At 50.9% G+C, this 24,929-nt stretch carries 18 protein-coding genes; 6 read left to right on the top strand and 12 right to left on the bottom strand.

Features of this window, described 5'->3' with window-relative positions:
* Positions 1-34: 34 nt before the first annotated feature.
* On the top strand, positions 35-658 hold the full coding sequence (locus tag IE073_RS05425; protein WP_189582335.1) for a hypothetical protein: 624 nt from the start codon (positions 35-37) through the stop codon (positions 656-658).
* On the opposite strand, the gene queE is transcribed toward IE073_RS05425, so the two are convergent.
* Together queE and queC are read right to left on the bottom strand one after the other, a co-directional pair.
* Positions 655-1,308: a 7-carboxy-7-deazaguanine synthase gene (gene queE / locus IE073_RS05430; protein ID WP_189582337.1), complete on the bottom strand. Its 654-nt coding sequence runs from the start codon at positions 1,306-1,308 to the stop codon at positions 655-657. The genes IE073_RS05425 and queE overlap by 4 nt on opposite strands.
* On the bottom strand, positions 1,305-2,015 hold the full coding sequence (gene queC / locus IE073_RS05435) for a 7-cyano-7-deazaguanine synthase QueC (RefSeq protein WP_189582340.1): 711 nt from the start codon (positions 2,013-2,015) through the stop codon (positions 1,305-1,307). The genes queE and queC overlap by 4 nt, the downstream gene beginning before the upstream one ends.
* 104 nt (positions 2,016-2,119) lie before the next feature.
* Between queC and IE073_RS05440 the strand changes: the two genes are divergently transcribed.
* Positions 2,120-2,644 (top strand): hypothetical protein, encoded by a 525-nt coding sequence (locus IE073_RS05440; RefSeq protein WP_189582342.1) that lies wholly within the window; start codon positions 2,120-2,122, stop codon positions 2,642-2,644.
* Here IE073_RS05440 and recQ read toward each other — a convergent pair.
* Complete coding sequence (gene recQ, locus IE073_RS05445; RefSeq protein ID WP_189582345.1) at positions 2,641-4,434, bottom strand: DNA helicase RecQ; 1,794 nt, start codon at positions 4,432-4,434, stop codon at positions 2,641-2,643. The genes IE073_RS05440 and recQ overlap by 4 nt on opposite strands.
* A 101-nt stretch (positions 4,435-4,535) precedes the next feature.
* Between recQ and IE073_RS05450 the strand changes: the two genes are divergently transcribed.
* Entirely contained in the window at positions 4,536-6,416 is a 1,881-nt protein-coding gene (locus IE073_RS05450; protein WP_189582349.1) for an ABC transporter transmembrane domain-containing protein, read from the top strand.
* Between the two features lie 47 nt (positions 6,417-6,463).
* Here the strand turns inward: IE073_RS05450 and IE073_RS05455 are convergent, their stop codons facing one another.
* From IE073_RS05455 to IE073_RS05495, 9 genes are all read right to left on the bottom strand, one after another.
* Positions 6,464-7,498, bottom strand: coding sequence for an SMP-30/gluconolactonase/LRE family protein (locus IE073_RS05455; RefSeq protein WP_189582352.1), 1,035 nt, complete (start codon positions 7,496-7,498; stop codon positions 6,464-6,466).
* A gap of 10 nt (positions 7,499-7,508) precedes the next feature.
* Positions 7,509-8,516 carry a glucokinase gene (locus tag IE073_RS05460; protein WP_189582355.1) on the bottom strand — a complete coding sequence of 336 codons (1,008 nt, stop codon included), beginning with the start codon at positions 8,514-8,516 and terminating at the stop codon, positions 7,509-7,511.
* A complete protein-coding gene (gene edd, locus IE073_RS05465; protein WP_189582358.1) occupies positions 8,504-10,354 on the bottom strand; it encodes a phosphogluconate dehydratase in 1,851 nt (616 codons plus the stop codon). Before edd ends, IE073_RS05460 begins: the two co-directional genes overlap by 13 nt.
* Positions 10,351-11,061, bottom strand: coding sequence for a 6-phosphogluconolactonase (gene pgl / locus IE073_RS05470; RefSeq protein WP_189582361.1), 711 nt, complete (start codon positions 11,059-11,061; stop codon positions 10,351-10,353). The genes edd and pgl overlap by 4 nt, the downstream gene beginning before the upstream one ends.
* Positions 11,061-12,608 carry a glucose-6-phosphate dehydrogenase gene (gene zwf, locus IE073_RS05475; protein WP_189582364.1) on the bottom strand — a complete coding sequence of 516 codons (1,548 nt, stop codon included), beginning with the start codon at positions 12,606-12,608 and terminating at the stop codon, positions 11,061-11,063. The genes pgl and zwf overlap by 1 nt, the downstream gene beginning before the upstream one ends.
* A 143-nt stretch (positions 12,609-12,751) precedes the next feature.
* Entirely contained in the window at positions 12,752-13,774 is a 1,023-nt protein-coding gene (locus IE073_RS05480; RefSeq protein WP_189582367.1) for a LacI family DNA-binding transcriptional regulator, read from the bottom strand.
* Positions 13,775-14,005: 231 nt separating this feature from the next.
* A complete protein-coding gene (locus tag IE073_RS05485; protein ID WP_189582370.1) occupies positions 14,006-16,561 on the bottom strand; it encodes a glycoside hydrolase family 3 protein in 2,556 nt (851 codons plus the stop codon).
* Between the two features lie 442 nt (positions 16,562-17,003).
* Positions 17,004-18,428, bottom strand: coding sequence for a sugar porter family MFS transporter (locus IE073_RS05490; RefSeq protein WP_189582373.1), 1,425 nt, complete (start codon positions 18,426-18,428; stop codon positions 17,004-17,006).
* Positions 18,429-18,503: 75 nt separating this feature from the next.
* Positions 18,504-19,499 carry a LacI family DNA-binding transcriptional regulator gene (locus tag IE073_RS05495; RefSeq protein ID WP_189582377.1) on the bottom strand — a complete coding sequence of 332 codons (996 nt, stop codon included), beginning with the start codon at positions 19,497-19,499 and terminating at the stop codon, positions 18,504-18,506.
* Between the two features lie 141 nt (positions 19,500-19,640).
* On the opposite strand from IE073_RS05495, the gene IE073_RS05500 reads away from it, so the two are divergent.
* The 3 genes from IE073_RS05500 to xylA are packed head-to-tail and all read left to right on the top strand — an operon-like array spanning position 19,641 to position 24,786.
* Positions 19,641-22,019, top strand: a complete 2,379-nt coding sequence (locus IE073_RS05500; RefSeq protein WP_189582380.1) for a glycoside hydrolase family 3 N-terminal domain-containing protein — start codon at positions 19,641-19,643, stop codon at positions 22,017-22,019.
* Positions 22,019-23,473, top strand: a complete 1,455-nt coding sequence (xylB, locus tag IE073_RS05505; protein ID WP_189582383.1) for a xylulokinase — start codon at positions 22,019-22,021, stop codon at positions 23,471-23,473. The genes IE073_RS05500 and xylB overlap by 1 nt, the downstream gene beginning before the upstream one ends.
* Positions 23,470-24,786 (top strand): xylose isomerase, encoded by a 1,317-nt coding sequence (gene xylA / locus IE073_RS05510; protein ID WP_189582386.1) that lies wholly within the window; start codon positions 23,470-23,472, stop codon positions 24,784-24,786. The genes xylB and xylA overlap by 4 nt, the downstream gene beginning before the upstream one ends.
* Positions 24,787-24,929 lie beyond the last annotated feature (143 nt).

Here is a 24,929-nt window from a genome sequence, read left to right on the forward strand (position 1 = left end):
CTGTGTTACACTCTTTTTCGAAAAGGAGTGACCCATGCGTAAATTTCTGACCTGTTTAACAGCCGCGGCCCTACTCGCTACACCCGCCTATGCAGAAGCGCGGGGCTTCAAATCGGATATTGGAACAACGATCACGGGACCGCTAAAACTTGAAATTGGCGTTTCAGACGATTTGGCGCATCGCGCAAATCATCTTCCCAAACGTTTATCCCACAGAGGGTCCGGGGCCCGCCTCAATGCGGCCTTTGCAAATAATGGGCGTTATGGCGACAAAGCCATCGAATATTTAATCGAAGATATTCAGGATGAGTTGGTACAGGATTTTTCAAAACGGAACATTTCGCTTTCGGATGACGCGCCGACGCTTCTGAAAGTCACAATCGAAATGGCAAAGCCAAACCGGCCAACTTTTGAACAATTAAGCCACGACGTTTCTCTATCTTACCAGAGCTTTGGTATAGGCGGCGCGGAGGTTTCGGTTGAGATTGTTTCCGCTGGCGGAGACGTTTTAGGCACCGCAAGTTACGACTATTATCCGTCATTAAATGAGAGACCTGGCATGACAGCCGCGACATGGAGTGATGCAAACCGAGCGTTTTCTCGCTTCTCTAACCGTCTCAGCAAGAAACTTGCAGCGGCTGGTGCTGGTACCACCTAAGGCACGCCAATCGTCTTGTGCGTTTGGATTGATAAACGCCAGATTGGATTTTCTAAACAATATTGAAAGGCGGCGTCGGTATGCGTCGCCTTTTTTTCTGCGCCGAGATAGCTGTCGTCACGAGGTTGGAGACAAAAGTTAGCGAAATCTAAGTGCGTAAAATCAGATGGAATGTTCTCGTCCTGAGGAAAAACGAGTTTCAATTCATCGCCAGATGTTTGGACAAGTTCTGCATTTGCTTTTGGGGAAACACAAAGCCAATCAATGCCTTCGGGCGCTGCAATTGTTCCATTCGTCTCTACAGCAATTTTAAACCCACAGCAGTGGATAGCCTTGATCAGTGCCTGATCAAGCTGCAACAGAGGTTCTCCACCCGTACAGACAACCCAAGGCTCTCCGACCAAATCGCCCTGGCCTTGCCACAGCGAGCGGACTTTTTCTGACAATTCTGCGGCGGTATATTTCCCGCCGCTTAGGCCGTCCGTTTTGACAAAATCTGTATCGCAGAATTTACAGACAGCGGTCGCGCGATCACGCTCCAAACCACTCCACAAGTTACAGCCGGCAAATCGGAGAAATACGGATACAGTTCCAGCCCGGACTCCCTCGCCTTGGACGGTCAAAAAGATTTCTTTGACTGAATAGGTCATGGTGCACCGTCCGCATATTCAGCCCAACCCCGCGCCCGCAATTCGCAAGCTGGGCATTCGCCGCATCCGTAACCCCAAGCGTGCAGATCGCTATGGACACCTGTATAGCAAGTATGACTCTTGGTTCGGACGATCTCGACCAAGGCATCTCCACCCAGTTGCGCGGCAAGGTCCCACGCACCTGCCTTTGACAAATGCATGAGCGGCGTATGAAGCGTAAACTCGCGCTCCAGTCCCAGCGATATCGCGCGCATCTGTGTATCTAAAGTTTCTTTGCGACAGTCCGGATAGCCCGAGAAGTCAGCCTCACACATCCCAGCCACAAGATCGGAGAAACCACGTCGCCACCCTAAGGCCGCAGCATAGTTGAGAAAAATCAAATTGCGGCCAGGAACAAAGGTTGTCGGCAGTCCATTTCCATGCACGCCGATTTCAACAGCTCGCGTGAGGGAAGTTTCGCTGATTTGTCCCAGACCGGCTAGATTTATAATGTGGTCCTCACCGAGACGGTCTGCCCAACCTGGGAATTCCTCACGCACCGCAACTCGCACTTCCAATCGGCATCGCATCTCAACGTCGTGACGCTGTCCGTAGTTGAAACCAATCGTTTCTACGCGATCAAATTTTTCTAACGCCCACGCCAAACAGGTTGCCGAGTCTTGTCCGCCAGAAAAGAGTATGCCCGCTGTTTGTGAATTCGTCTGCATAGGCGGGCACATAGCGGATTGTCGTTTCAGGGCCAAGCAGAACGATCACGAAAGAAACAGAAGCCCATTATTGCGAACGGCATGACGATTGCAGCGTGATCCACATGAAGAATCGTAACAAAGCTTTAACCATGCTGAATGGTAAAAAACGATATATCATGATGGCGGTAGTTTGCGCGGAACTTGCCAGCTTACCCGCAGCAGCTCAGATCGTGAATCGTGTTGTCTTCGACGTGCGGCCAATCGTAACTGCTGTAGAAATTCCAACCTCCGAGCCGGGGCTTTCGAGATTCCTCGTCGCGTCAAACTCAGGGTTCGGGGTGGAAGCCAAAGGGGTAATTGGTGACGTAGACATCTCGGTTCACCGCAGTGGCACCATCAGTGGTGCCGCGCGGTTTGGAGAGGCGGCTCAAATTCCCGGCGGACAATCGGTATGCAGCCAGACAACGGGATTCCCCTCGCCTATTTATATCGCTGATAAGAAAACGGCCGCCCGCGAAGGTACACCTGTGGAACAAGCCGTAGTGTTTGAGTTTCGTTATGCGCCAGAAGCGCGTCCAGACTTTGACTTTAAGGCGGGCGTCGACTCCGTCAGCGCACCAGCCAGCTGCATTGAGGGAACAAGTTAGCCTGCAATCTCAGATAAGAACGCTTCACCGAAACGTTCATATTTACTCGGTCCAACACCACTTACCGCTAACATCTCCTCCTGCGTCTTAGGTTTGCGCTCCACCATATCGATTAATGTTGCATCTGAAAAAACGACAAAAGCTGGTTTGCCAAGCTCCCGCGCAAAATCCATGCGCAGCGCCTTTAATCGAGACAGTAATTCGCTATCGCCTGAACCTAAATCACTTTGATATCGGTCAGCCGCGCGGATAACTTTTTTACCGCCGGACCGCTTAACTGTCGGATCCTTGCACAGAAATAACTCTCCCGCCTCCAACACGGCTCGGGCCTTAGGCAGCAGCTCTAACCGACCGTAGGCCTCCATATTTACGTTGAGATATCGTAAGGCGACGGCTTGCCGCAGAAGACCCTGAAACCATGGTTTAGGCTGTTTCGCTTGTCCAAACGCGGGCAGGTCCTGATGTCCAAATTGTAAAATGCGATCGGTCTCGTCTCCTCTGGCGACGGATATCACGTGACCCGCACCAAAACGCTGTCCCGTCTGTTCTACCGCGCCGAATAGAGCCTTCGCGGCATCAGTGGCGTCGATAAGCACTGGCGGATTTTCACACACATCGCAGTTTCCGCAAGGTTCAGACGTTTCACCAAAATAGGACATTAGAATTTGGCGGCGGCATTTCGCAGCTTCGCAATACCCCAACAGGGCGTCGAGCCTACGGTATTCGAGCGTCTGATGCTCGGCAGCGGAGCCTCCATCAGCAATAAATTGTCGCCGCATTCGAATGTCATCTAACGCGAAAATCATTCCTGTTTCGGACGGGGCGCCGTCACGCCCTGCTCGGCCAATTTCTTGGTAATAGGCCTCAAGTGAGCTTGGCAAATTCAGGTGATAAACAAAACGTACATTCGACTTATCAATACCCATCCCAAAAGCGATTGTCGCGACAATGACGACGGCAGGTTCGGCTAGAAATCGCTCCTGATTCTCAAACCGATCTTCGGATGACAGGCCCGCATGATAGGGCAAAGCGTTATAGCCTTTCTCGCGAAGTATCTGGGCGTACTTCTCTGTGTTTTTTCGTGACAGGCAGTAAACGATCCCACACGCGCCGCGCTGGTTTTCCATCCAGTCTAGGAGTTGATTGGTTCGGTTCGACAGCGGTGCGACTGTCAGGCTTAAATTTGGACGATCGAACCCGTGAACAATAATTTCGCCCTGGCCCCCGAAAAGTTGGTCAGCAATATCCTTACGTGTCGCCTCATCTGCCGTCGCCGTAAAAGCGGCGACACGGGCATTCGGGAATAAGTCTTTCAATTGGCTAAGCTCGGCATATTCAGGGCGAAAGGCAGGGCCCCATTTCGATACACAATGGGCTTCATCGACAACAAAAAGAGCGGGGTTGAGGGCACGCATGGCAGATAACATACGAGGCTGCATCAACCGCTCTGGAGAGAGATAGAGCAATTTCGTACGACCGTTAGCAATCTCTTTCCATTGCGCGACATTTTCTTCTCGAGATTGGCCCGAATGAATGGAGGCAACGGAGACGCCATTCGCGCGCAAACCCGCCGCTTGGTTGTCCATTAAAGCCACGAGCGGCGAGATAACCACGGTCGGCCCCTCGAACAATTGACTTGGCACTTGATAGCAGATGGATTTGCCCGCGCCTGTCGGCATCACAGCCAGCACATTTTTCCCGCTTAGGATATGATCGACAATGTCAGCTTGACCGGGACGAAAAGCATTGTGTCCAAATTGGTTTGATAAGATGTCTAGCGGGGTCGGCATAAACTGCGTGTGGCGCGGTTTGGCAGAGGGTGCAAGTCACTCCGCACACGGCACAATGACCCTTTTACACTTGATCAACAAAGTGCGATAGCGCGCGTGATATGGCAAATTCTACAACAGACCCATCCCGCAGTTCTGGCGCAGCTTTCATCGCAAAGATTGACCAAGATAAAGCAAGCCGAAGCAAAGCTCGTTCGTTACGGCCACTGGCAAAATTGTGGCCGTTTATAAGTCACTATCCCGGTCAGCTTTCAGCGTTCTTGTTATTTCTTATCTTGTCCGCACTTGGCAGTTTGATGATGCCGTGGATTTTTAAGTTGATTATCGATTGTGGATTTGGCGACGGTGATTCCACCATAAGAATTTGCGGATACATTTCCGCTGATGCGGGGGGCTCGCTCAACCGTTACTTTGTTTTCGCGGGACTATTTGCAATTTTGTTCTCTTTGGCGGGCGCTCTCCGCTTTTTCTTCATTACGCGATTGGGCCAACGCGTCATCGCCGATGTGCGAAAAGCCGTTTTTGATCGACTAACTTTCTTATCCCCCACATACTTTGAAAGAGTGCGAACAGGTGAAGTTCTTTCGCGACTAACGACAGACACCACCCTTGTCGAAACAGTTATTACTGGATCCGTCAGTTTCGCGCTGCGCTCCATTGCGCAAATCATTGGCGCCTTGATCATGATGTTTTTCTTGTCATGGAAACTCGCTTTGATGGTGCTCGCAATCGCACCCGCAATGATTTTGCCGCTTGTATTAACGGGCAAGAAGATCAAGAAACATTCAAAAGAAAGCCAGGACCACCTCGCAGGCGCTTCCGCACGCGCAGGTGAAGCCCTCGGCAGCATCCAAACGGTTCAAGCCTACACGCAGGGGGCGTTCGAACGTCGAGAATTTGGCGCAGAAATCGAGGCCAGCTTCAACTCCCAACGCAAGCGTGTCACTGTCCAGTCGGCGCTCACAGCGCTCATGATGACGATTGCCCTGCTCGGTATTATTGGAATTTTGAATTACGGGGCTTGGTTGGTTTTAAATGGTCGAATGACAGCAGGCGACATAGGGGCATTTGTTCTTTTAGCCTTTCTGGCAATTGCCGGAGCGAGCTCGCTTACGGAGACTTTTACAAATTTGCTAAGAGCTGCGGGTGCAGCTGATCGGTTAGTAGAAATTTTAGACGAGAAGCCGCTTATCAAAGCACCAGAGTCTCCGGTTTCGTTGACCAATGTCACTGGAAATTTATCGTTCCAGAATGTGGATTTCAGTTATCCAACACGCCCAGACTTACCAGCGCTGACGTCTTTGAACTTGGACATTAAACCTGGCGAAACGATCGCAATCGTCGGACCGAGTGGCGCAGGTAAATCGACCATTTTCCAACTGCTATTGCGCTTTTATGATGTGCAAAACGGGTCAGTTCGCTTGGACGATATTGATGTCAGAAACTTTGATCCAGAGAGCTTGCGCTCGCATATTGCTGTGGTTCAACAAAGCGCTCCGCTTTTCTCTGGTACGGCCTATGAGAACATCAGCTACGGACGAATAGGTGCGACGCGCGATGACGTGGAAAAGGCTGCGCGGGCCGCTTACGCACATGACTTTATTGTCGCATTACCAGACGGCTATGAAACGGACCTTGGAGAACAAGGTACGATGCTATCCGGTGGACAACGTCAACGTATCGCAATTGCTCGCGCTGTTTTGCGGGATGCACCAATTCTCTTGCTAGATGAAGCGACGTCAGCGCTCGATTCTGAATCAGAACAGGCCGTCCAGAAAGCTTTTGAAACAGCATCCAAAGATCGAACAACTTTGGTCATTGCCCATCGTCTCTCCACTGTTCTGAACGCTGACCGAATTGTCGTCCTAGAAGACGGCCAAGTCGTAGAAGTCGGAAACCACGCTGAACTTAAAGCTAAAAACGGTCTCTATGCGAGACTCGCGAACATTCAATTTGAGCAGGGCTCAGGATTAACCGACTGACCTGGAGCCCTTCTGAGCTGATAGTCCGCATGGAAAGCACGGCGCGTTTAAAATCCGTGACCTTTAATGTTGGTACGGGTTCGCGCCAAATTTTTGTGAGATGTCATGTACAGGTCGCGGCCATCTGCGCCGCCAAACGTCACATTCGCAATCGATGACCCTGTCGAAATAACGCCCAGTTTTTCGCCTGTTGGAGATAACAACCAGACACCACCAGGCCCCGTGGCGAAAATAGTGCCGTCTGCGGCCATTGCCATGCCGTCTGGGTTTCCTCTCAATCCAGCAGCTAGCTCTTCAAAGGCTTCGGCGATGACCCTTGGATTTGAGACCCCGCCGCCCACACCAACATCATAGGCCGTCCAGTTCGCTGTCGCTGGATCAGAATTCGCAACATAAAGCGTTCTTTCATCTGGAGATAAAATGACGCCATTTGGACGCGCCAGACTGTCATCGATAAGCTGAAGGCTTCCATTTGGATACAATGCAAACACACCATTAAAATTGAGTTCTTTGGCCGCATCGCTATCTTGCCCCTTCAACCCATAAGGCGGGTCCGTAAAAAAGATTATGCCTGAGCTATGCAAAGCGGCATCATTGGGGCTGTTTAATCGCTTCCCCTGAAAATTATCGGCTAAGACCGTACGGTCTTTCGTCGTTATGTTTTGACGCCACAATGTCCGATTTCCATGATCTGGTACGATTAAGGTGTCCGTATCTAACAAGATCAGACCATTCGCACCCGGACTAGATGTGTACTCGGGTAGAGGCGGCGTCGCGCCGGAGGGGGACATATAAGTCGTCAGCCCCTCCCCGTCTTTATACTTCCAAATCGTGTTTCCAGGAACATCTGTGAAAAGAACAGCCTCCAGTTTTTCTACCCAAACAGGGCCTTCAGACCAGCCAAAATTCCCGCCTAAATTTTCTATTTGGGCAGAGGATTGAATGAGATCAGGACGCGATGATTCAACATACCCCAAGGTTTCAATCTGAGTGTCAAGAACAGTAGTGGGAGTGGAGGGGGCGCTATTACAGGCCATCAAAAGCGTCGCGACACATGTCATGGTCGTGGTCAATCTAAGCATAGCAACACCTTTAATTTGGAGCATCAAGAACCATAGCAGCAGCGCCATAAAGAGGCACAAAGTCAGCGCGGATCAGACGCACAGGGATATCTTTAACATACCAGCTTCCTGGCCCTCTGTTCTTAAAACGCTCAATGAAATCTGAAGATTGAATGAAGGGCGCAATATGCCGAGACACACCACCACCAATCACCACGCCGCCAGATGCGCCTTGGGTTACTGCGGCATTGCCTGCAAACCCGCCTAGCATTGAACAGAATTGTGTCACGGTAATTCGCGCCGTAGAGGTTTTGTCCAGTTGAGCTGCTGTGACAACTTCTGGAGCAGTTAAGTCATTGGACGGTTTATCCATGATCGCACAAATCGCCGTGTGCAATCGTTCGAGTCCTGGACCTGAAATCAGCGACTCAGCAGAAACGAAGGGCATTCGATTAGCCCAATATCTCAGGACGTCACGCTCCAATTCATCTCCTGGTGCGAACGCTGTATGGCCACCTTCGGTTGGGATTATCCTCAACGGCCGACCAGGCAATATACAGGATAACCCCATTCCTGTTCCTGGCCCAAGTACCGACACAGGTTTGTTATAGTTCACCTTACCGGGAATAAGGACGTCAAAACCATCATCTGGAATAACCGTCGCGCCATTTGCCATAGCCACAAAATCATTCAAAACAACCGCAGTCTCCAAGGCGAAGGTCCGGCGCAACTCATCCTCAGAAACGATCCAATTGATGTTTGTCATGCGGATTTCGTCATCAAATTTTGGACCCGCAAACGCAAAGGCCCCCCGCTGGGCACGGATGTCGTATTTTTTCAAATAACTCGCGACGACGTCATTGAAATGCTCATATTCTGCAACGGCGTAACGTTCTGAATGATGTAATTCGATGTTCCCTGAAGCTGTGCGCTGCGCCAGAGCTAGTCGGCAGTTTGTGCCACCGACATCGCCAACCAATGTTAGTTCTTGTGAAAGGTCGACGGTTTGCGGCTCTGGCATTTGCATCAGATGAACCACGGCATATCGCCCAGCGTCGAAGCCCCGCTTTCCGCATCAGTCGCGATGGCACGTTGGGCGGCAAACATATTCATGCCCAGCGCAGCCAATTGAGGCTGCGATGGCTGGGTCGCCAGATCCCGACCCGCTAGGTCCGTCCCAACAACTTCAACTGTGTGATTAGCTGGGTCCAAGCGAACAACGTCTCCCGTTTGCACCTGTGCAATCGGACCGCCCATCAGGGCCTCAGGGTGAAGATGTATTGCAGCCGGAACTTTGCCAGAAGCACCAGACATTCGCCCATCCGTGACCATGGCGACCTTAAAGCCTTTATCCTGTTGCAGACCTAAAATAGGGGTCAATTTATGTAGCTCAGGCATGCCATTCGCACGCGGTCCTTGGAACCTTAAAACAACAACGAAGTCACGCTCCAACTCGCCCGCTTTGTGCATCTCTATCAGCTCATTTTGATCGTCAATCACAATCGCTGGAGCCTCCACGAACCAATTCTCACGCTTGACCGCAGAAATTTTCATAACAGCGCGGCCTAAATTGCCTTCCATCAAGGCAAGGCCTCCATCTTCACGAACAGGCTCTTTCACAGTGGTAAGGATTTCGGGGTCCAGACTTTTCGTTGGACCGTCGCGCCAGATCACACTGTCGACTTCCAAATGCATGTTTTTGACAGGCTCTTTTGTATAGGCGTGCAATCCATCGCCACCAGCAATTGTTGTCACATCGCCTTGCAGTAATCCTTCACTCAGAAGTTCTCCGATTAGGAAGGCCATACCACCCGCTGCATGGAAGTGATTAACGTCCATAATTCCGTTTGGATAAATTTTACAGATCAGTGGAACGGCGGCGCTGATCGCGGCGTAGTCATCCCAATTTATAATAATTCCAGCAGATCGAGCAATCGCAGCCATATGAATTGTCAAGTTGGTCGATCCACCCGTGGCCATCAATCCGACAATGCCATTCACAATGCTCTTTTCGGAAATCACCTTGCAGGCGGGCGTGAACGCCGCGTCATCACCTTGAGCCATATTCGTGATCTGTGTTGCTCGGCGTACAGTCTGCGCCGTTAACGCGTCACGCAGCGGCGTGTTAGGATGCACGAAACTTGATCCGGGCAGCTGCATGCCCATGACTTCCATCAGCATTTGGTTCGTGTTGGCGGTGCCATAAAACGTACATGTCCCGGGCGCGTGGTAACTCGCTGCCTCAGCTGCCAGAAGCTCTTCGCGCGTCGCTTCGCCGGCAGCAAATGCTTGGCGGACCCGCGCTTTTTCTGGGTTAGGAATACCCGACGGCATCGGCCCAGCCGGCGCAAAAATTTGCGGGATCCAGCCAAATCGCAAAGCGGCGATCATCAAACCAGGAACGATTTTGTCACACACTCCCAAATGGATCGCAGCGTCAAACATATCGTGTGACAGCGCGATGGCCGCACCTTGAGCGATGTTATCCCGTGAAAATAGCGATAATTCCATCCCGTCACGCCCTTGAGTGACACCGTCACACATAGCTGGAACACCGCCCGCAACTTGCGCTGTTGCTCCATTGCGGCGCGCGGCATGACGGATCAATTCAGGGAACTTTTCGAAAGGCGCATGCGCAGATAACATATCATTATAAGCGGTCACTATGCCGATATTTGCCCACTTTGCGCCCAGCAATTCTGCCTTCTCTAAGACAGCGCAACCAGCAGACGCATGTGCGATATTCCCTTCGGACAAACGTCTTCGGCGCGGCCCCTCCCGCATTTGCATTTCACAGGCGGCTAAATAGCCTGCCCTGCTTTTTTTGGATCGTTCCGTAATACGGGCGGTGATGTCTTTGATAACGGCGTGGGTCATAATTCAGGGCTCGTGAAGACATGTAATTTGTCACCTGCCTGAAGCAGGGCTTTGACTGGGGCGTCCAATACGGGGCGGTCACCCGCTGACGCAAACACAGCGCGTTTCTCAGCGCTCGGGATAAATAATATTATAGTATGCGAGCCAAGAACGGCGCTCAAAGTCAACGAAATACGGGAGGGATGCTCCCCTGCCACGGGGCAACCCGTGGCATCAATTTCACAAAGAATATCTTCATTATTCGAAGACAAAGCATTCTCTAGCCCCTTAGAGTTTGGGAACCATGACGCAGTATGCGCATCGCCGCCCATTCCCATCACGCAAACATCAAAAGGCTTTGCAATTTTCTCAAACCTCGCCTCCGCGGCGGCCAAACCTTCCGCTACCGTAGAATGGGGTGTCTTTAGCCCAAAAAAGTTCGCGTGTTTCGCTTCATTTTGAATAAGGTTAGTTCGGATAAAGTCTTCGTTCGACCCTGACTCACCAGAGTCCACCCAGCGCTCGTCGACAAGACTAATGGTAACCTTGGACCAATTGAGTTGGGCTTTGGAAAGTTGCGCGTAAACGGGTTTTGGCGAACTACCGCCGCTTACCATCAAGCTCGCCTGCCCGCGCGTTTTTAGGGCCTGCCGTAAAACAGACTCGATCGCCGCTGCGGCGCCAATAACTGGTTCGCCTATATCGGAAATATTTGGCAACTCATGCATTAGTTTTCAGACCAAACATCATCTTGTCGCGCCAACATGCGTTTGGCTTCTTCTGGACCATCGGACCCTGCGGGGTAATATGCCACGCTCTGATCGACCTCATCCCACGCCTCCAGGATGCCGTCACACCATCGCCACGCGGCTTCAACTTCATCGCGGCGCATAAAGAGCGATAACCGCCCCCGCACGACATCCATCAACAGACGCTCATAGGCGTCTGGGTATCGAACCGTGAAATTGTCAGCGTAAGACAGGTTCAGTGGTAGGGTTTTAAGCCTGAGCCCACCTGCGCCAGGTTCTTTAATCTCCATCCACAAATTCACGGCCTCGTCGGGCTGCAATCGAATGACGAGTTTGTTGGGGTTCACTTTAATATCTGGCCCAAACACAGAATGCGGGACAGGCTTGAACTGGACGATGATTTCAGACCGCCTGGACTTCATCCGTTTCCCGGTTCTGATATAGATAGGAACCCCGGCCCAACGCCAATTATTTACTTCCGCATTTATGGCAACATAGGTTTCTGCCGTGCTTTCTTCGATCTCTACGTCGGTCAGATAATCTGGCACCGACGCGCCATCAACTTTGCCTTTGACATATTGTCCGCGAACCGTCTTTTGTTTGACATTAGCAGGCGTGATAGGAGCAAGAGCCCGCAATACCTTAATCTTTTCAAGACGCAAGTCATCTGCATCGGTAGATCCGGGAGGCTCCATCATTGTAAGACATAGGAGTTGGAGTAAATGGTTCTGAACCATATCACGCAGTGCACCAGATTTATCATAATATGCGCCACGTCCGCCCGCGCCTATGTCTTCCGCAACTGTGATTTCAATATGCTCAATGGAATCTCGGTTCCAAAGCGGTTCGAGAAGGACATTTCCGAATCTCAAGACCAGCAAGTTTTGGACTGTTTCTTTGCCAAGAAAATGATCAATTCTGTAAATGCGTTTTTCAGAAAAAACGCGGCCAACGGCCTCATTAATAGCATCAGCTGATTTGAAGTCTCGCCCAAGAGGCTTCTCCAACACCACGCGGCTCTGTTTATGCGCGAGCCCTGCTTTCTGTAGACCATTGCAGATGTCCGAAAACAAGGCAGGCGGCATGGCTAAATAAAACACGCGAATGAGGCTCTCAGATTTATCGAGCTTTTCGCCTAAACCACCCCAGTCGTTGTCTTTCGTTACGTCTACGGTAGCGTAATCGATAAGTTTGCAGAAGCTTTTCCATTTGGTTTCAGAGAAACCTTTTTGGCCAGCGAACTCGATGTAGGAATCTCTTATGAGTTTTAAGTAACCGTCACGATCCAGCTCGGACCGTGAGGCCCCGATAATGCGGGATTGCGGCGGGATCTGGCCATCACAGAATCGGTGATACAGCGACGGGATAAGTTTCCGTCGTGCAAGGTCACCCGTACCGCCAAAAACAACAATTTCGAACGGTTCAACGGGAACAAAGCCCGAGCCAGCTTCTACCAGCGGATCGTTCTCCACCGCCTCGCCTTCAGCATTCGGATCAGCTGAAATTGGTATTTGGTCGTCGGCCATATAACCTCAATGAGAATAAAGGATGTCTAGGTTTCTGGGTCAAATTCCAGTGTTCTTAGAATATGTCCAAAGGTGACAGCGCTGTCAAACTCATTTCGTCTTAACTTGACGCAGGAAATGTGAATTCGAGCAGCAGATTTGGGCTAATTTTTCAGGTTAGACACTGTATCCCGCAACATAATTTCAAAATCAAGAATTTGACCGATTTTCTGTTGATCACCATCTGGGTCAATAAGCTGCTGGGCTGCCTTGAACCCCATCTTATAAATTGGCTGTCGCACCGTCGTCAACGCAGGGGATAAATTCCGCGCGAGCGGAGTGTCATCAAAGCCACAAACAGAAAGATCTGCGGGCACGTCTAAGCCCATCTGGGAAGCGACTGATATGACCGCGGCCGCCATATCATCATTTGATGCAAAAATAGCCGTTGGGCGCTCAGACACAGGGAGTTCCAATAGTTTTTTAGCCTGCACGACCCCCGACTCAAAAGAGAAATCTCCTTGGAACACGAGTTGCTCAGAAACGCTTAAACCTCCGCTTTCGATTGCGCGACAATATCCGTCATAACGCATATCTGTAGCGGCATGACCCACATGACCTTTGATAAAGCCAATTCGTTTATGGCCTTGCTCTAACAAATACTGGGTCATCTGATAGGCCGCAGTATCATCGTCCATCCCAACGAACGGCTGCTGGCCTCTGTTTCTTGGGGCCACCCTCACGCATTTAATACGAAGCTCTGACAAGGTTTGGAGTACGCCCTGACTATCGCAAAGGGGCGGTGTCAATATTACGCCGTCGACTGGTAATTTCTCCAAAACCATGCGCATGGCATCCGCCTTTTCAGCGCGAGACTTCACTTTCTCCAAATAAAGGGGCTCCACGACGAGGTGATATCCAGCTTCTCGGCAAGCATCAATCGCGCCTCGCTGAATATGCGAGATGTAGTTTATCGACGGATTGTCATAAATCAGAGCAATTAGGTAGGATTTCGATGTCGCAAGGCCTCGCGCCGCCAGATTGGGAGTGTATCTGAGTTCAGCGGCGATTGCCTTTACATGCGCACGGGTTTTTTCAGCAACATTAGGTTCGTTATTCAAAACCCGCGATACCGTTTTCATTGAGACACCAGCTTTCTTGGCGACATCGGTAATTGTAGCTTTCATACCCGAAGGCTCCCCTATCTCAACGGCTCACACGCGATAGGAATCAGACAAAAATCTAAACCGCATGAGCTTTTTATGTTATGGAGGGTTTGCGCTCTGTTCGCAAGAAACCCTTTTCCGCCCCGCCCCTTGGGCATTAAATTTCCGAACCCTAAAAGCCGAAGCCTCCAACTAAAAAGCCCGCTAAGCGATAAACTAAGCGGGCTTAAATTTCGCAATTTCAATTTCGGCCTAATTCAGACAGACGGCTTGTCCCTCATTGGCGACCAGACGAACGTCAGAAATACTGAATTTCGCGGATCCGTCAGACTCCATCAACACCGGTGCAGAGACATACTCCATACCGGACGGATCACCCATGCAGGACAGTTTGACGGAGACCTCTGCCCATTCTCCGACTTTTGTGTTTTGCAAAATAGTAGAGAGCCTGTTGTCAACGCTGCAATTCGTGCCGCCACAATCAAGCCCCAGGCGAACCGAGTTATTTCCGGTTGTCGTTTCAGGTCTAATACGCAGGTATATGGCCATATCGCCTGTGTTTTGACGTCGGAGATCAATCGGCGTCCCCCGAACTTCAAACCGTCCTGGGCCCGTAAATTCGAGCGTACGGATATTTTCCTGAACACCATCATCGGCTGAGAAAATTTTGACGTTTCCTGCTGGGCTTTCCGCTTTCGAGGTTTTTACGGTTGTTTTACCCGACGCGTCTCCAACAACCATCTCCCAAGGGAATACAGCTTTGCCGGCCTTGAAGAAACTACTTTCGTTCTTCTGAGAGAGCTCAACCCCTGCATCCTCAGGTAAGGTTCCAACCACTTTTGCGTTCGCATAGGACAAACCATACCCATAAGCGAAGAGTGGGTCGTAGTTTTCATCATCATAGTTCAACGGAGTTTGAATCGCCGTTCGGGGCCAAGAGTAAGACAAAGTACCTTTAAAATCGACCGCAGCGCCGTCATCAGTTTGCCCAAAGAGGACATCCATGGCGTAACCGCCTTCGGACCCTGGCAACCAAGCCGCCACGAATGCATTTGAGGCGTTGAGTTCGCGGTTCATCCACATAGGACGCCCCGAGAGAAAAATAGCGACCGTTGGGATACCGTCAGCTTGAAATTTTTTCAGTAAATCAAGATCACTATCATCGCCGGGCTTATAGGCCAGCGTATCTATATCACCCTTGAATTCCGCGTAAGGGTCCTCGCCGAAAACGACGACAGCGACCGTCGGGTTACCTGTGTAACTTCCACTCTCGTCGGTCTGAATGACTTTACCCGAACCATTTGATAGATGACGCTCAATACCATCTAAAAACGAAGAACCACCCGGAAAATCACTGTTTTCATTGCCCGTTCCCTGCCAAGATAGAGTCCAGCCCCCCGATTGTTTTCCGATGTTATCAACACCATCGCCAGCCACGACGATTGTCGCATCATTGGATAAGGGAAGCACGCCGTCGTTTTTAAGTAGAACCAATGACTCGCGCACCGCCTGGCGCGCCACAGCTTTGGATTCAGGGTCTTGTAGCAGGTCATATTGCCCTGCGACGCCACGTGTTGAAGGTTTCCCGGCCTCAAAAAGGCCCGCACGCAATTTAACGCGTAGAATACGGCGCACTGCATCGTCCAAACGCGCGAGGTCAATCTCACCACCTTCAGCTTGCTTCAAAGTTGTTTCATACAAACCTCTCCAGCTATCAGGGGCCATGAACATATCGAGACCCGCATGGAGGGCTTCCGGACAGTCTGTGTTGGTACAGCTATCCAACTGACCGTGGGCATTCCAGTCTCCGACGATGAAACCGTCAAATCCCATTTGTCCTTTTAACACATCAGTCAGGAGCCCTTTGTGGCCTGTCAGTTTTTCGCCCTGCCAAGACGAAAAGCTCGCCATAACAGATTGAACGCCAGCCTCTAACGCGGGTGGGTAACCTGCCCCATGAATGTCACGAATTTCTTCTTCTGTCTCGATAGAGTCACCTTGGTCCCGACCTTGGTTTGTCCCGCCGTCGGCCAGAAAATGTTTCGCTGTGGCGATAACGTGATCCCCCGTTAGCCAATCGCTGGAGCCAACATCGCCTTGAATGCCTCGGATCAGTTCGCCAGCGTAGGATGCCGTCACTTCCGGGTTTTCAGAATATCCCTCATAGGTCCGCCCCCAACGGTCATCTCGTACAACGGCAAGGGTCGGCGCAAATGTCCATTCTTGCGCGCCGACTCGAATTTCTTGGGCCGTGATGGCGCCAATTTTACCTAGAAGCGCGGGATTGCGCGTTGCGCCCAAGCCGATGTTATGCGGGAAAACGGTAGCGCCCGGCACATTGTTATGCCCATGAACAGCGTCAGTGCCCCAGATCATCGGGATGAAAAAGCTTTCCCCATATGCTTCCTTAGAAGCCTCATAAAACTCATCAGCGAGCTCTACCCACGCGGACGCTGGTGATCGGTTATCGCCATTTGGTGCGGAATTGCCGCCATTTAGGATCGACCCCAAAGGATATGTTTTCAAATCTTCTGGTGTAATTGACCCGATGTCAGCCTGAATAATTTGTCCAACCTTCTGCGCCAACGTCATCTGCGCCATGATGTCAGTAATGCGGGATTCCATCGCTTCGTCCAGACCGACAGGACTTTCGACTTTCGGCCAGATTGAGGGATCAACTGTGCCCGGCGCGCGGACTTCCGCTGTTGAGGTGTTCGCCCCCGCCTCATCTGTTGAATTTGCGCATGCTGACAATAGGGCTGCCACCGCTATGATTGAAACGGATTTTAGAACGAGAGGTCGGATCATGATATATCCCTTGGAGATTGGAAAATACGCCTAAACCGATTATCACAGACATTGGGATAACATGAGTTCAAGACAAATTGGAGCGGAAGCTTCTTACTTTGTCAAAGGCAATAGGTTGCTCACAGTCCCGACAAACTGGGACCGATTTACTTTACGAACGAGTGAAGCGTCTAAAGGCCTAGAAGGGCCAATAAGAGCAGCACAAACGCGAGTAGTAGCTGTTTAGCTATAGTTACCATAGGTTCCTCATAAGACTAAAATCCATTGTTGACCAGTTTAATCGTTCAAAAACGCAAAACGCTGAGAATGTGCCGAATAAGCGTGACTGCCGCCGATCTTCGCGCCCAATCATTTTCGTCTCTGCCGCAGTCCGAAGACGCCACAAAGATAAAAGGCCAGATCTTAAATCCCTGGCCTTTTCAATTCTTAAGTCAGATGAGCCTTAGCCCACCATGTCTTCCAGCTCTTTGCCCTTGGTTTCTTTGACCAACCAGAGGACAAAGAAGACCGAAATCAAGGCGAAGACAGCGTAGATGCTGTAAGCTGCTGCCAGACCAATGCCCGCCAAGAAAATTGGGAAGGTAAAGGTAATCGCGAAGTTCGTCAGCCATTGCGCCAGACCTGCGATAGCTAGACCTGAGCCGCGAATTTGGTTCGGGAACATCTCTCCCAGCATCACCCACATGACTGGGCCCCAACTCATGTTGAAACAAACGACATAGGCATTTGCGGCGATAAGTGCGACGAGACCCATATTTCCAGGCAATTGAAGAGTTCCTTCGGCATCTAGTGTGCCACGCGAGAAAGCGAAGGCGACAACAGCAAGCGTAATTGCCATGCCTGTGGAGCCCCAAACCAAAAAAGGCTTCCGACCAATGCGATCAATCGTCATGAGCGTTACAAGAACAGCCGCAATCGACAATCCACCAGAGAGCACGTTGATCAAAAGCGCATCGCTTTCGGTAAATCCGACGGCTTGCCAAAGAACCGCACCGTAATAAAAGACGACGTTAATTCCGACAAGTTGCTGGAATGCGGCCAAGCCGATACCCACCCAGACAATTGTCCGGAAAACAAAGCCCTTATCTTTGGCTGTCGCAAGCGTATCGCTGAGGCGCGGTTTGTGATCCTGCACAAGCGACTGACGTATTTCTTCAACCTTCTGCGAGGCTTTCGGATCGCCAAACAGGCGTAAAAGCGTCTTTTTGGCTCCAGCCTCATCGTCTTTAAACATAGAGAAGCGAGGAGATTTCGGAATCAAGAACAGCAATCCTAAAAACAAGAAAGCTGGGATCAGCTCGATCCAAAACATCCAGCGCCATGTTTCATGTCCACCCCAGAAAATCTCTGTCGATCCGCCTGCGAGTTTCGCAAGGAAGTAATTAGAGAGGAATGACAGGAACAGGCCGAAGATAATCGCGACTTGCTGAATAGACGTCAATCGTCCGCGCGTTTCTGCAGGAGCAATTTCTGAAATATAGGCAGGCGCCATGACCGAGGCGGCCCCAACAGCCAAACCACCAATTATCCGGTAAAACACAAACGCGGCAGGAGAGCCCGCAATACCAGATCCCCATGCTGAAATAATGAACAACACTGCGGCGACCATAAGCATATTACGGCGACCAAATTTGTCGGCCAACCAACCTGCGAAAAATGCGCCTACGGCTGACCCAAGCAACATGGAGGAGACGGAAAATCCTGTACCCACGCTGTCAGAATTGAAGGCTTGCTGAAGGCCATCAACGGTGCCGTTGATCACACCAGAGTCATAGCCAAACAAAAAGCCACCTAGTGTCGCAACAATTGTAATTAGCAAAATGAAGCTTGAATTCGCCTTACTTTGCTCTGCAGTAATTTCGGCCATGGCCGTTCCCCTTTTAATTTTCTCGCCCGTCAAGCGGGTCTTCTAGGGGCATTTGTTGACATTATGACAGCGGTGTCAATCGTTTCTCACCATTTCCTTTGGCGGCGGCCCCGCGGAATCGCGAATTATCAACTCATGTTGGTGGACAATATCGTGAAAAGGGACATCGTCGCCGCTTAGCCTGTCAGATAAAAGCATGAAGGCGTCCCGTACTAGCTCCTTCAACCCTTGCCTTATCGTCGTCAGCGCGGGGTAAATTGCGCGAGACACTGGCGAGTCATCGAATCCAACGACAGTAAGTTGATCAGGTACGCGTAAATTCCGCTTATAAGCGACCGCTAAACAAGCGGAGGCCATTTCATCATTTGCCGCAAAAATAGCGGTCGGAATCGTTTCTGATGACAATAGGTCCTCAGCGGCCTTCAAACCTGATTCATATGAAAATGAACCGCTAACGATCTGAGCATATTTCGAGAACCCTGCATGCGACATAGCGTCTTCAAACCCAGCCCGACGCCGTCGTGACACATCAAATTGAGGGTCACCGTTGATGAACGCTATGCGTTTGTGCCCCAGTTCAATGAGGTATTCGGTCATGTCTCGCGCTGCACACCTGTCATCAATTCCGATTTTATCTCCGAGATCACTAATACGCTCGGCCCCAACACGAACAAATGGCAAGCCCGACGCGTGCAAATAAGTTGTGACCGCCAGATCATTGGACAGTGGCGGGCATGCGACCACACCCTTTAGACCCGAAAATTCCTGAAGGGCGGCCAAGCTTTCGACAATAACGAGTTGCGAGCCTAATTTTTGCGTCGCCAATAACGCGCCAATTTGAGTACTTTGCGAGTAAGAAAGACTAGGGTTGTTCAGTAAGAGCGCCACGCGTCGCGGGGCTTTTGACCGTAATGCACGCGCAGCGGGATTAACCTCATACCCAATTCTCGCGGCGGCGGCTCGAACCTTATCCCGAGTCTCCGCACGCACATGCGCCTCGCCCGTGAAAACCCGACTTACGGTCTTGAAGGAAACGCCAGCTTCCCGAGCAACATCGATAATTGTTGGCAAGGTGCCCCCTCTCGTTCAATCCTAATTACCTGCGAACCAGACCGTTTTAAACCTAGAACATAAAATTAGATTTGACAACGTTGTCATGTATTGTCAGATACCCTTCAAACTCAAACCTAAGATTTGTGATGGGATGCTACTATGAGAAAATTTTTATTCTGCGCTTCGATTTCGGCACTTCTAGTGGCCTCAGGCTGCACATCCCCTCAATCTGAAGCATCAGTTGTTGATGGCCGCCAAACATTTAGCCCCCGTGTTGAAGGTCTTATTCAATCGATGACCTTGGATGAGAAGCTCGCTCAAATCTCTTGCGTTTGGCTCAAAAAAGGTGACTTCCTCGACAGTGAGGGAAACTTCCAACCTGAGGAGGTGGCCAAAATCCACCCTAATGGCGTTGGCTGCTATGCCCGCCCACAAGATACGCAGGGAATGGAAGCCGAAATCGAACGCAAGGATGTAAACGATTCGACTGTGATTCGTTCGCTCACAGGACGTAATCCCGCCGATACTGTAGCCCTCGTCAATGACATTCAACGCTGGCATATCGAAAATACCCGCCTCGGCATTCCCACGCTATTCCATGAAGAAGGCCTCCATGGATATCAGGCCTATCAAGCGACCAGTTTTCCGCAATCCATCGCCATAGCGTCAACGTTTGACGTTGAACTCACAGAACGCATCTATGCAATTACAGCCCGAGAAATTCGCGCGCGGGGCATTCATCATGTCCTCTCACCTGTTGTAGATGTGGCCTTGGATCCAAGATGGGGCCGTATCGAAGAAACTTTCGGCGAAGACCCGTACCTCGTCAGTCGTATGGGGGTAGCCGCCGTAAAAGGCTTCCAAGGCAGCGGCTTCCCAATTGCAGATGACAAAGTTTTGACCACACTCAAACATATGACGGGTCATGGCCAACCCGAAGCTGGGATGAACGTCGGCCCCGCCCATCTGTCGGAAAGAAATCTATACGAAGTCTTTTTCCCACCGTTCGAAGCTGCCGTGAAAGAAGCAAACGCCGCGAGTGTTATGGCCTCTTATAATGAAATCAACGGCATCCCGTCTCATGCCAATAGCTGGCTCTTAAACGATGTTCTTCGGGATGAATGGAACTTCGACGGCGCCGTGGTTGCGGATTATTTTGCAATTAACGAATTAGAAAAACGTCATGGGATTGTTGAAAATATCGGCGAAGCTGGTGCCTTGAGCTTGCGTTCCGGCGTCGATCTAGAACTCCCTGACGGCGTCGCTTTTTATGCATTAAAAGACCGCATCACTTCAGGCGAATACGACATTTCTTATGTTGACCAAGCTGTCGGACGGGTCTTGGAAATGAAGGAACGCGGACGTGTATTCGAAACGCCTTACGCAGATGCAGATTACGCAACAGAAATAACTGGAAATGCCGAAGCGCGCGCCGTCGCTCTGGAAGCGGCCCAGAAAGCCCCTGTACTTTTGAAGAATGACGGAATCCTTCCGCTCTCAAAGTCGAAGTACAAGCGGATCGCCGTAATCGGTCCCAATGCGGCGATCACAGTCCTTGGCGGGTATTCAGACGAGCCGAAGCAGACCGTTTCCATTTTGGACGGCATCAAAACAGAAGTCGGACAAAATGCGTCTGTCGTTCATGCGCAAGGCGTTACGCTCACAGATAATCGGTCTTGGTGGGATGATGAGGTCAACCTCACTTCCCCTGAACAAAACCTCCGCGATATTCAGAAAGCCGTCGAGATCGCAAAAACCGCCGATCTGATCATTTTGGCAATCGGTGGAGATGAGTCGACCTCCCGTGAAGCCTGGTCTGAAACACATCAAGGGGACCGAAATGATATCACATTGATCGGCGAACAAAAACAACTTGTCGATGCTATTGGCGCACTCAACAAACCAACGGTTGGCGTCGTTATTTCAGGACGCCCGCTTGCCCTAACCAACGTCGAAGCCGATCTGGACGCCATACTTTACGGCTGGATTTTGGGCCAAGAAACGGGAACGGCCGTTGCCGACATTCTGTTTGGGGATGTCAACCCATCTGGAAAAATGCCTGTCAGCGTCCCGCATACAGTTGGCCAAATCCCTGCCTTTTATAATCACAAACCGACGGCTCGACGGGGTTACGCCTTTGGCGACGCGGGCCCTCTATACGCATTCGGTCATGGGTTGAGCTATACGACTTTCGATGTCAGCGAACCCAGCTTGAACACGACGACAATCGGCATCGACGGCAATGCAACTGTATCCGTCAATGTGTCCAACACAGGTGACGTAGCCGGTGATGAAGTCGTTCAGATGTATATTCGAGACAAGTTCAGCTCCGTGACCCGTCCAGTCAAAGAGTTGAAAGGCTTCAAACGCGTGTCCCTTGCCGCAGGTGAGACAAAAACTGTCACGTTTGAGATAGGTCCCGAAGCTCTGCGGTTTTATGATATCAATATGGAGCGTGTCGTTGAACCGGGTGCCTTTGACATAATGGTCGGCAACAGCTCCACCAATACAAAATCCGTCGAATTGATCGTCGAATAATGTATCTCGGCTTAGATATCGGAACCTCTAGCGTAAAAGCGGTTCTCGTCGACGACAAGCAAGTCATCGTCGAACAGGCGTCTTCTTCGCAGATGGATGTTCATCGCCCTGCTCCGCTCCACGCTGAGCAAAACCCAGACCTGCAGTGGTGGATCGCCGTCAACGAGGCTATCTTAACGCTATCGGCCAAAGGACGTGCCGCTGTAAAATCGATTGGCCTTTCGGGACAGATGCACGGGGCGGTTTGCTTAGACGGGTCTGATAAAGTGCTCAGGCCTGCCATTCTTTGGAACGATGGACGCAGCGCAAGTCAATGCAGGGAGATGATGGAGACTATTCCGGATCTGACTACCATTACGGGTAATCTTGCCATGCCTGGATTTACTGCGCCCAAGTTGGCGTGGATGCGTGATAACGAGCCAGACCTTTTCAAACGCACCGCTAAGGTGCTCTTGCCCAAAGATTATATTCGGCTCAAAATGTGTGGCGTGCATGCCTCCGATATGTCGGACAGCGCTGGAACACTTTGGATGGATGTCGCGAAACGCGACTGGTCTGATGACGTCCTGAGTCAATGCGGTCTGTCCCGTGAAAATATGCCTGATCTCTTTGAGGGTTCGGACATCGCTGGCACGCTACGCGCAGAGATCGCCGATCAATGGGGAATGGAAAAGGTGCCCGTAGCCGCAGGTGGTGGGGACAATGCTGCCGGTGCCGTCGGTGCAGGTACAATTAATCCCAAGGATGGATTTATATCATTGGGGACATCTGGTGTCGTGTTTTCCGCTGATGACGGCTACCTGCCAAATCCTTCTGCCGCAGTGCATGCTTTTTGCCACGCTCTTCCCGGCCTTTGGCATCGCATGGCCGTGATATTATCCGCCGCGAGTGCCGTTGATTTTGTGTCGAAAATGACAGGCTTTACTGAGCCGAGCGAACTTTTCACTGTGCTGGATGCCCAGCGCCCAATTGCAACGGGTCCGACATTTTTGCCTTATCTGTCAGGAGAAAGAACGCCGCATAACAACCCATCAGCGACTGGCGCATTTTTTGGTCTAACCTTTGAACACGCGCCCGCGGATTTAGGGGCTGCCGCTATTGAAGGGGTTAGCTTTGCTTTGGCCGACGGCTTTGACGCGATCAAAGCAGCGGGTGACGCACCGACCGAACTCTCTATAATCGGCGGTGGCGCGCGCTCAACATATTGGGCGGAAATTCTTGCCTCCGTTTTTGACCTGCCGCTTCACATTCGAGATGGTGCATCTGTCGGCCCCGCGTTTGGCGCGGCGCGATTAGCCAGATTGGGTCTCACCGGAGAATCCGCTAAGAGTGTCTGCATGCCCCCCGCAATTGAACAAACAATCGTCCCTAACCCAGAATGGCAGTCCCAGCTGGGCCCAAGGCGAGAAAAGTTTAAAACCCTATACACGCAAACAAAGGACATGATGTCATGAGCGGCTATTTCGATCACATTGAAAAAATAAAATATGAGGGCCCCGAGAGCTCCAACGCCCTGGCTTTTAAATATTACGACCCGAAAAAGGTCGTTCTAGGAAAAACAATCGAAGAGCACCTTCGGGTTGCGTCCTGTTATTGGCACAATTTCTGCTGGGACGGTCATGACATTTTTGGCGCGGGGACATTTGGTCGCCCTTGGTTGAAAGGTGCGATGGATCAAACCGCAGCGACACAAAAATTAGACGCGGCTTTTGATTTCTTTGATCGCTTAGGTCAGCCCTTTTTCTGTTTCCACGACACGGACGTCATGGCAGCCGCCGAGACACCGCGGGAGCATGTGGAAAATTTCGCAGCTATCGTCGATCAGATTGAAGCCAAGATGGATGCGGGTTCAACTCAACTTCTTTGGGGAACAGCGAACCTATTCTCGCATCCGCGATATATGGCTGGCGGCGCGACCAACCCGAACCCAGATGTAACAGCATTTGCAGCTCTTCAGGTCAAACACTGCCTAGAAGCCACCCATCGCCTGGGCGGTTCAGGGTATGTTCTATGGGGAGGTCGTGAAGGCTATGACACTATTTTAAACACCCGTGTCGGGCACGAGATGGAGCAATTAGGCCGCTTCATGAACATGGTTGTTGAGCATAAACATAAGATCGGATTCAAAGGCGATATCTGGATTGAGCCGAAGCCTCATGAACCGACGAAACATCAATATGATCGAGACGTCGGAACGGTATACGGTTTCCTCAAACAATATGGTTTAGAAAACGAGGTCGGCGTCAATATCGAACCTAACCACGCGACTTTGGCTGGAAATAGCTTCGAGCATGAAATTGAAATGGCCAATGCTTTCGGTATTTTCGGGTCTATTGATTTCAACCGAGGTGATCCACAAAATGGTTGGGACACGGATCAATTCCCTAACGACCTACGCGAGACTACGCTCGCTCTATACTATATCCTAAAGGGTGGTGGTTTCAAAAAGGGCGGCTCCAACTTTGATGCTAAAGTCCGACGTCAATCATCTGACGCTGAGGATCTTTTTCACGGTCATATCGGGGGAATGGACCTTCTCGCCCGCGGTTTGATCAATGCGGCAGAGATGATTGAGAAAGACACCTTGGAAGACTTCAAAAGCGCGCGCTATGCGGGCTGGGGAGAAGGCCTCGGCAAACAAATGCTTTCGGGTAACTTGTCTTTAACCGAAATGGCGGACGCGGCTCTGAACCAAAATATTTCTCCTGCGGTGAGGTCTGGAAAGCAAGAGATGCTGGAAAACTACATCACTAACGCGGTCAAATAGGCGTTAGGCCCATCCAACTGCCAAACCGTAATAAGGCTGCCATTGAGAGCCTGACTTTAAAACACAAAAAAAGCGGGCGGCTTTTCACAAAGCCGCCCGCTTTAAAGTATGTGAGACTTAAAATTTGGTCTCACCTATGCGGA

Origin of the sequence: Litorimonas cladophorae, assembly GCF_014652455.1 — a bacterium.
Classification (GTDB): Bacteria; Pseudomonadota; Alphaproteobacteria; order Caulobacterales; family Maricaulaceae; genus Litorimonas; species Litorimonas cladophorae.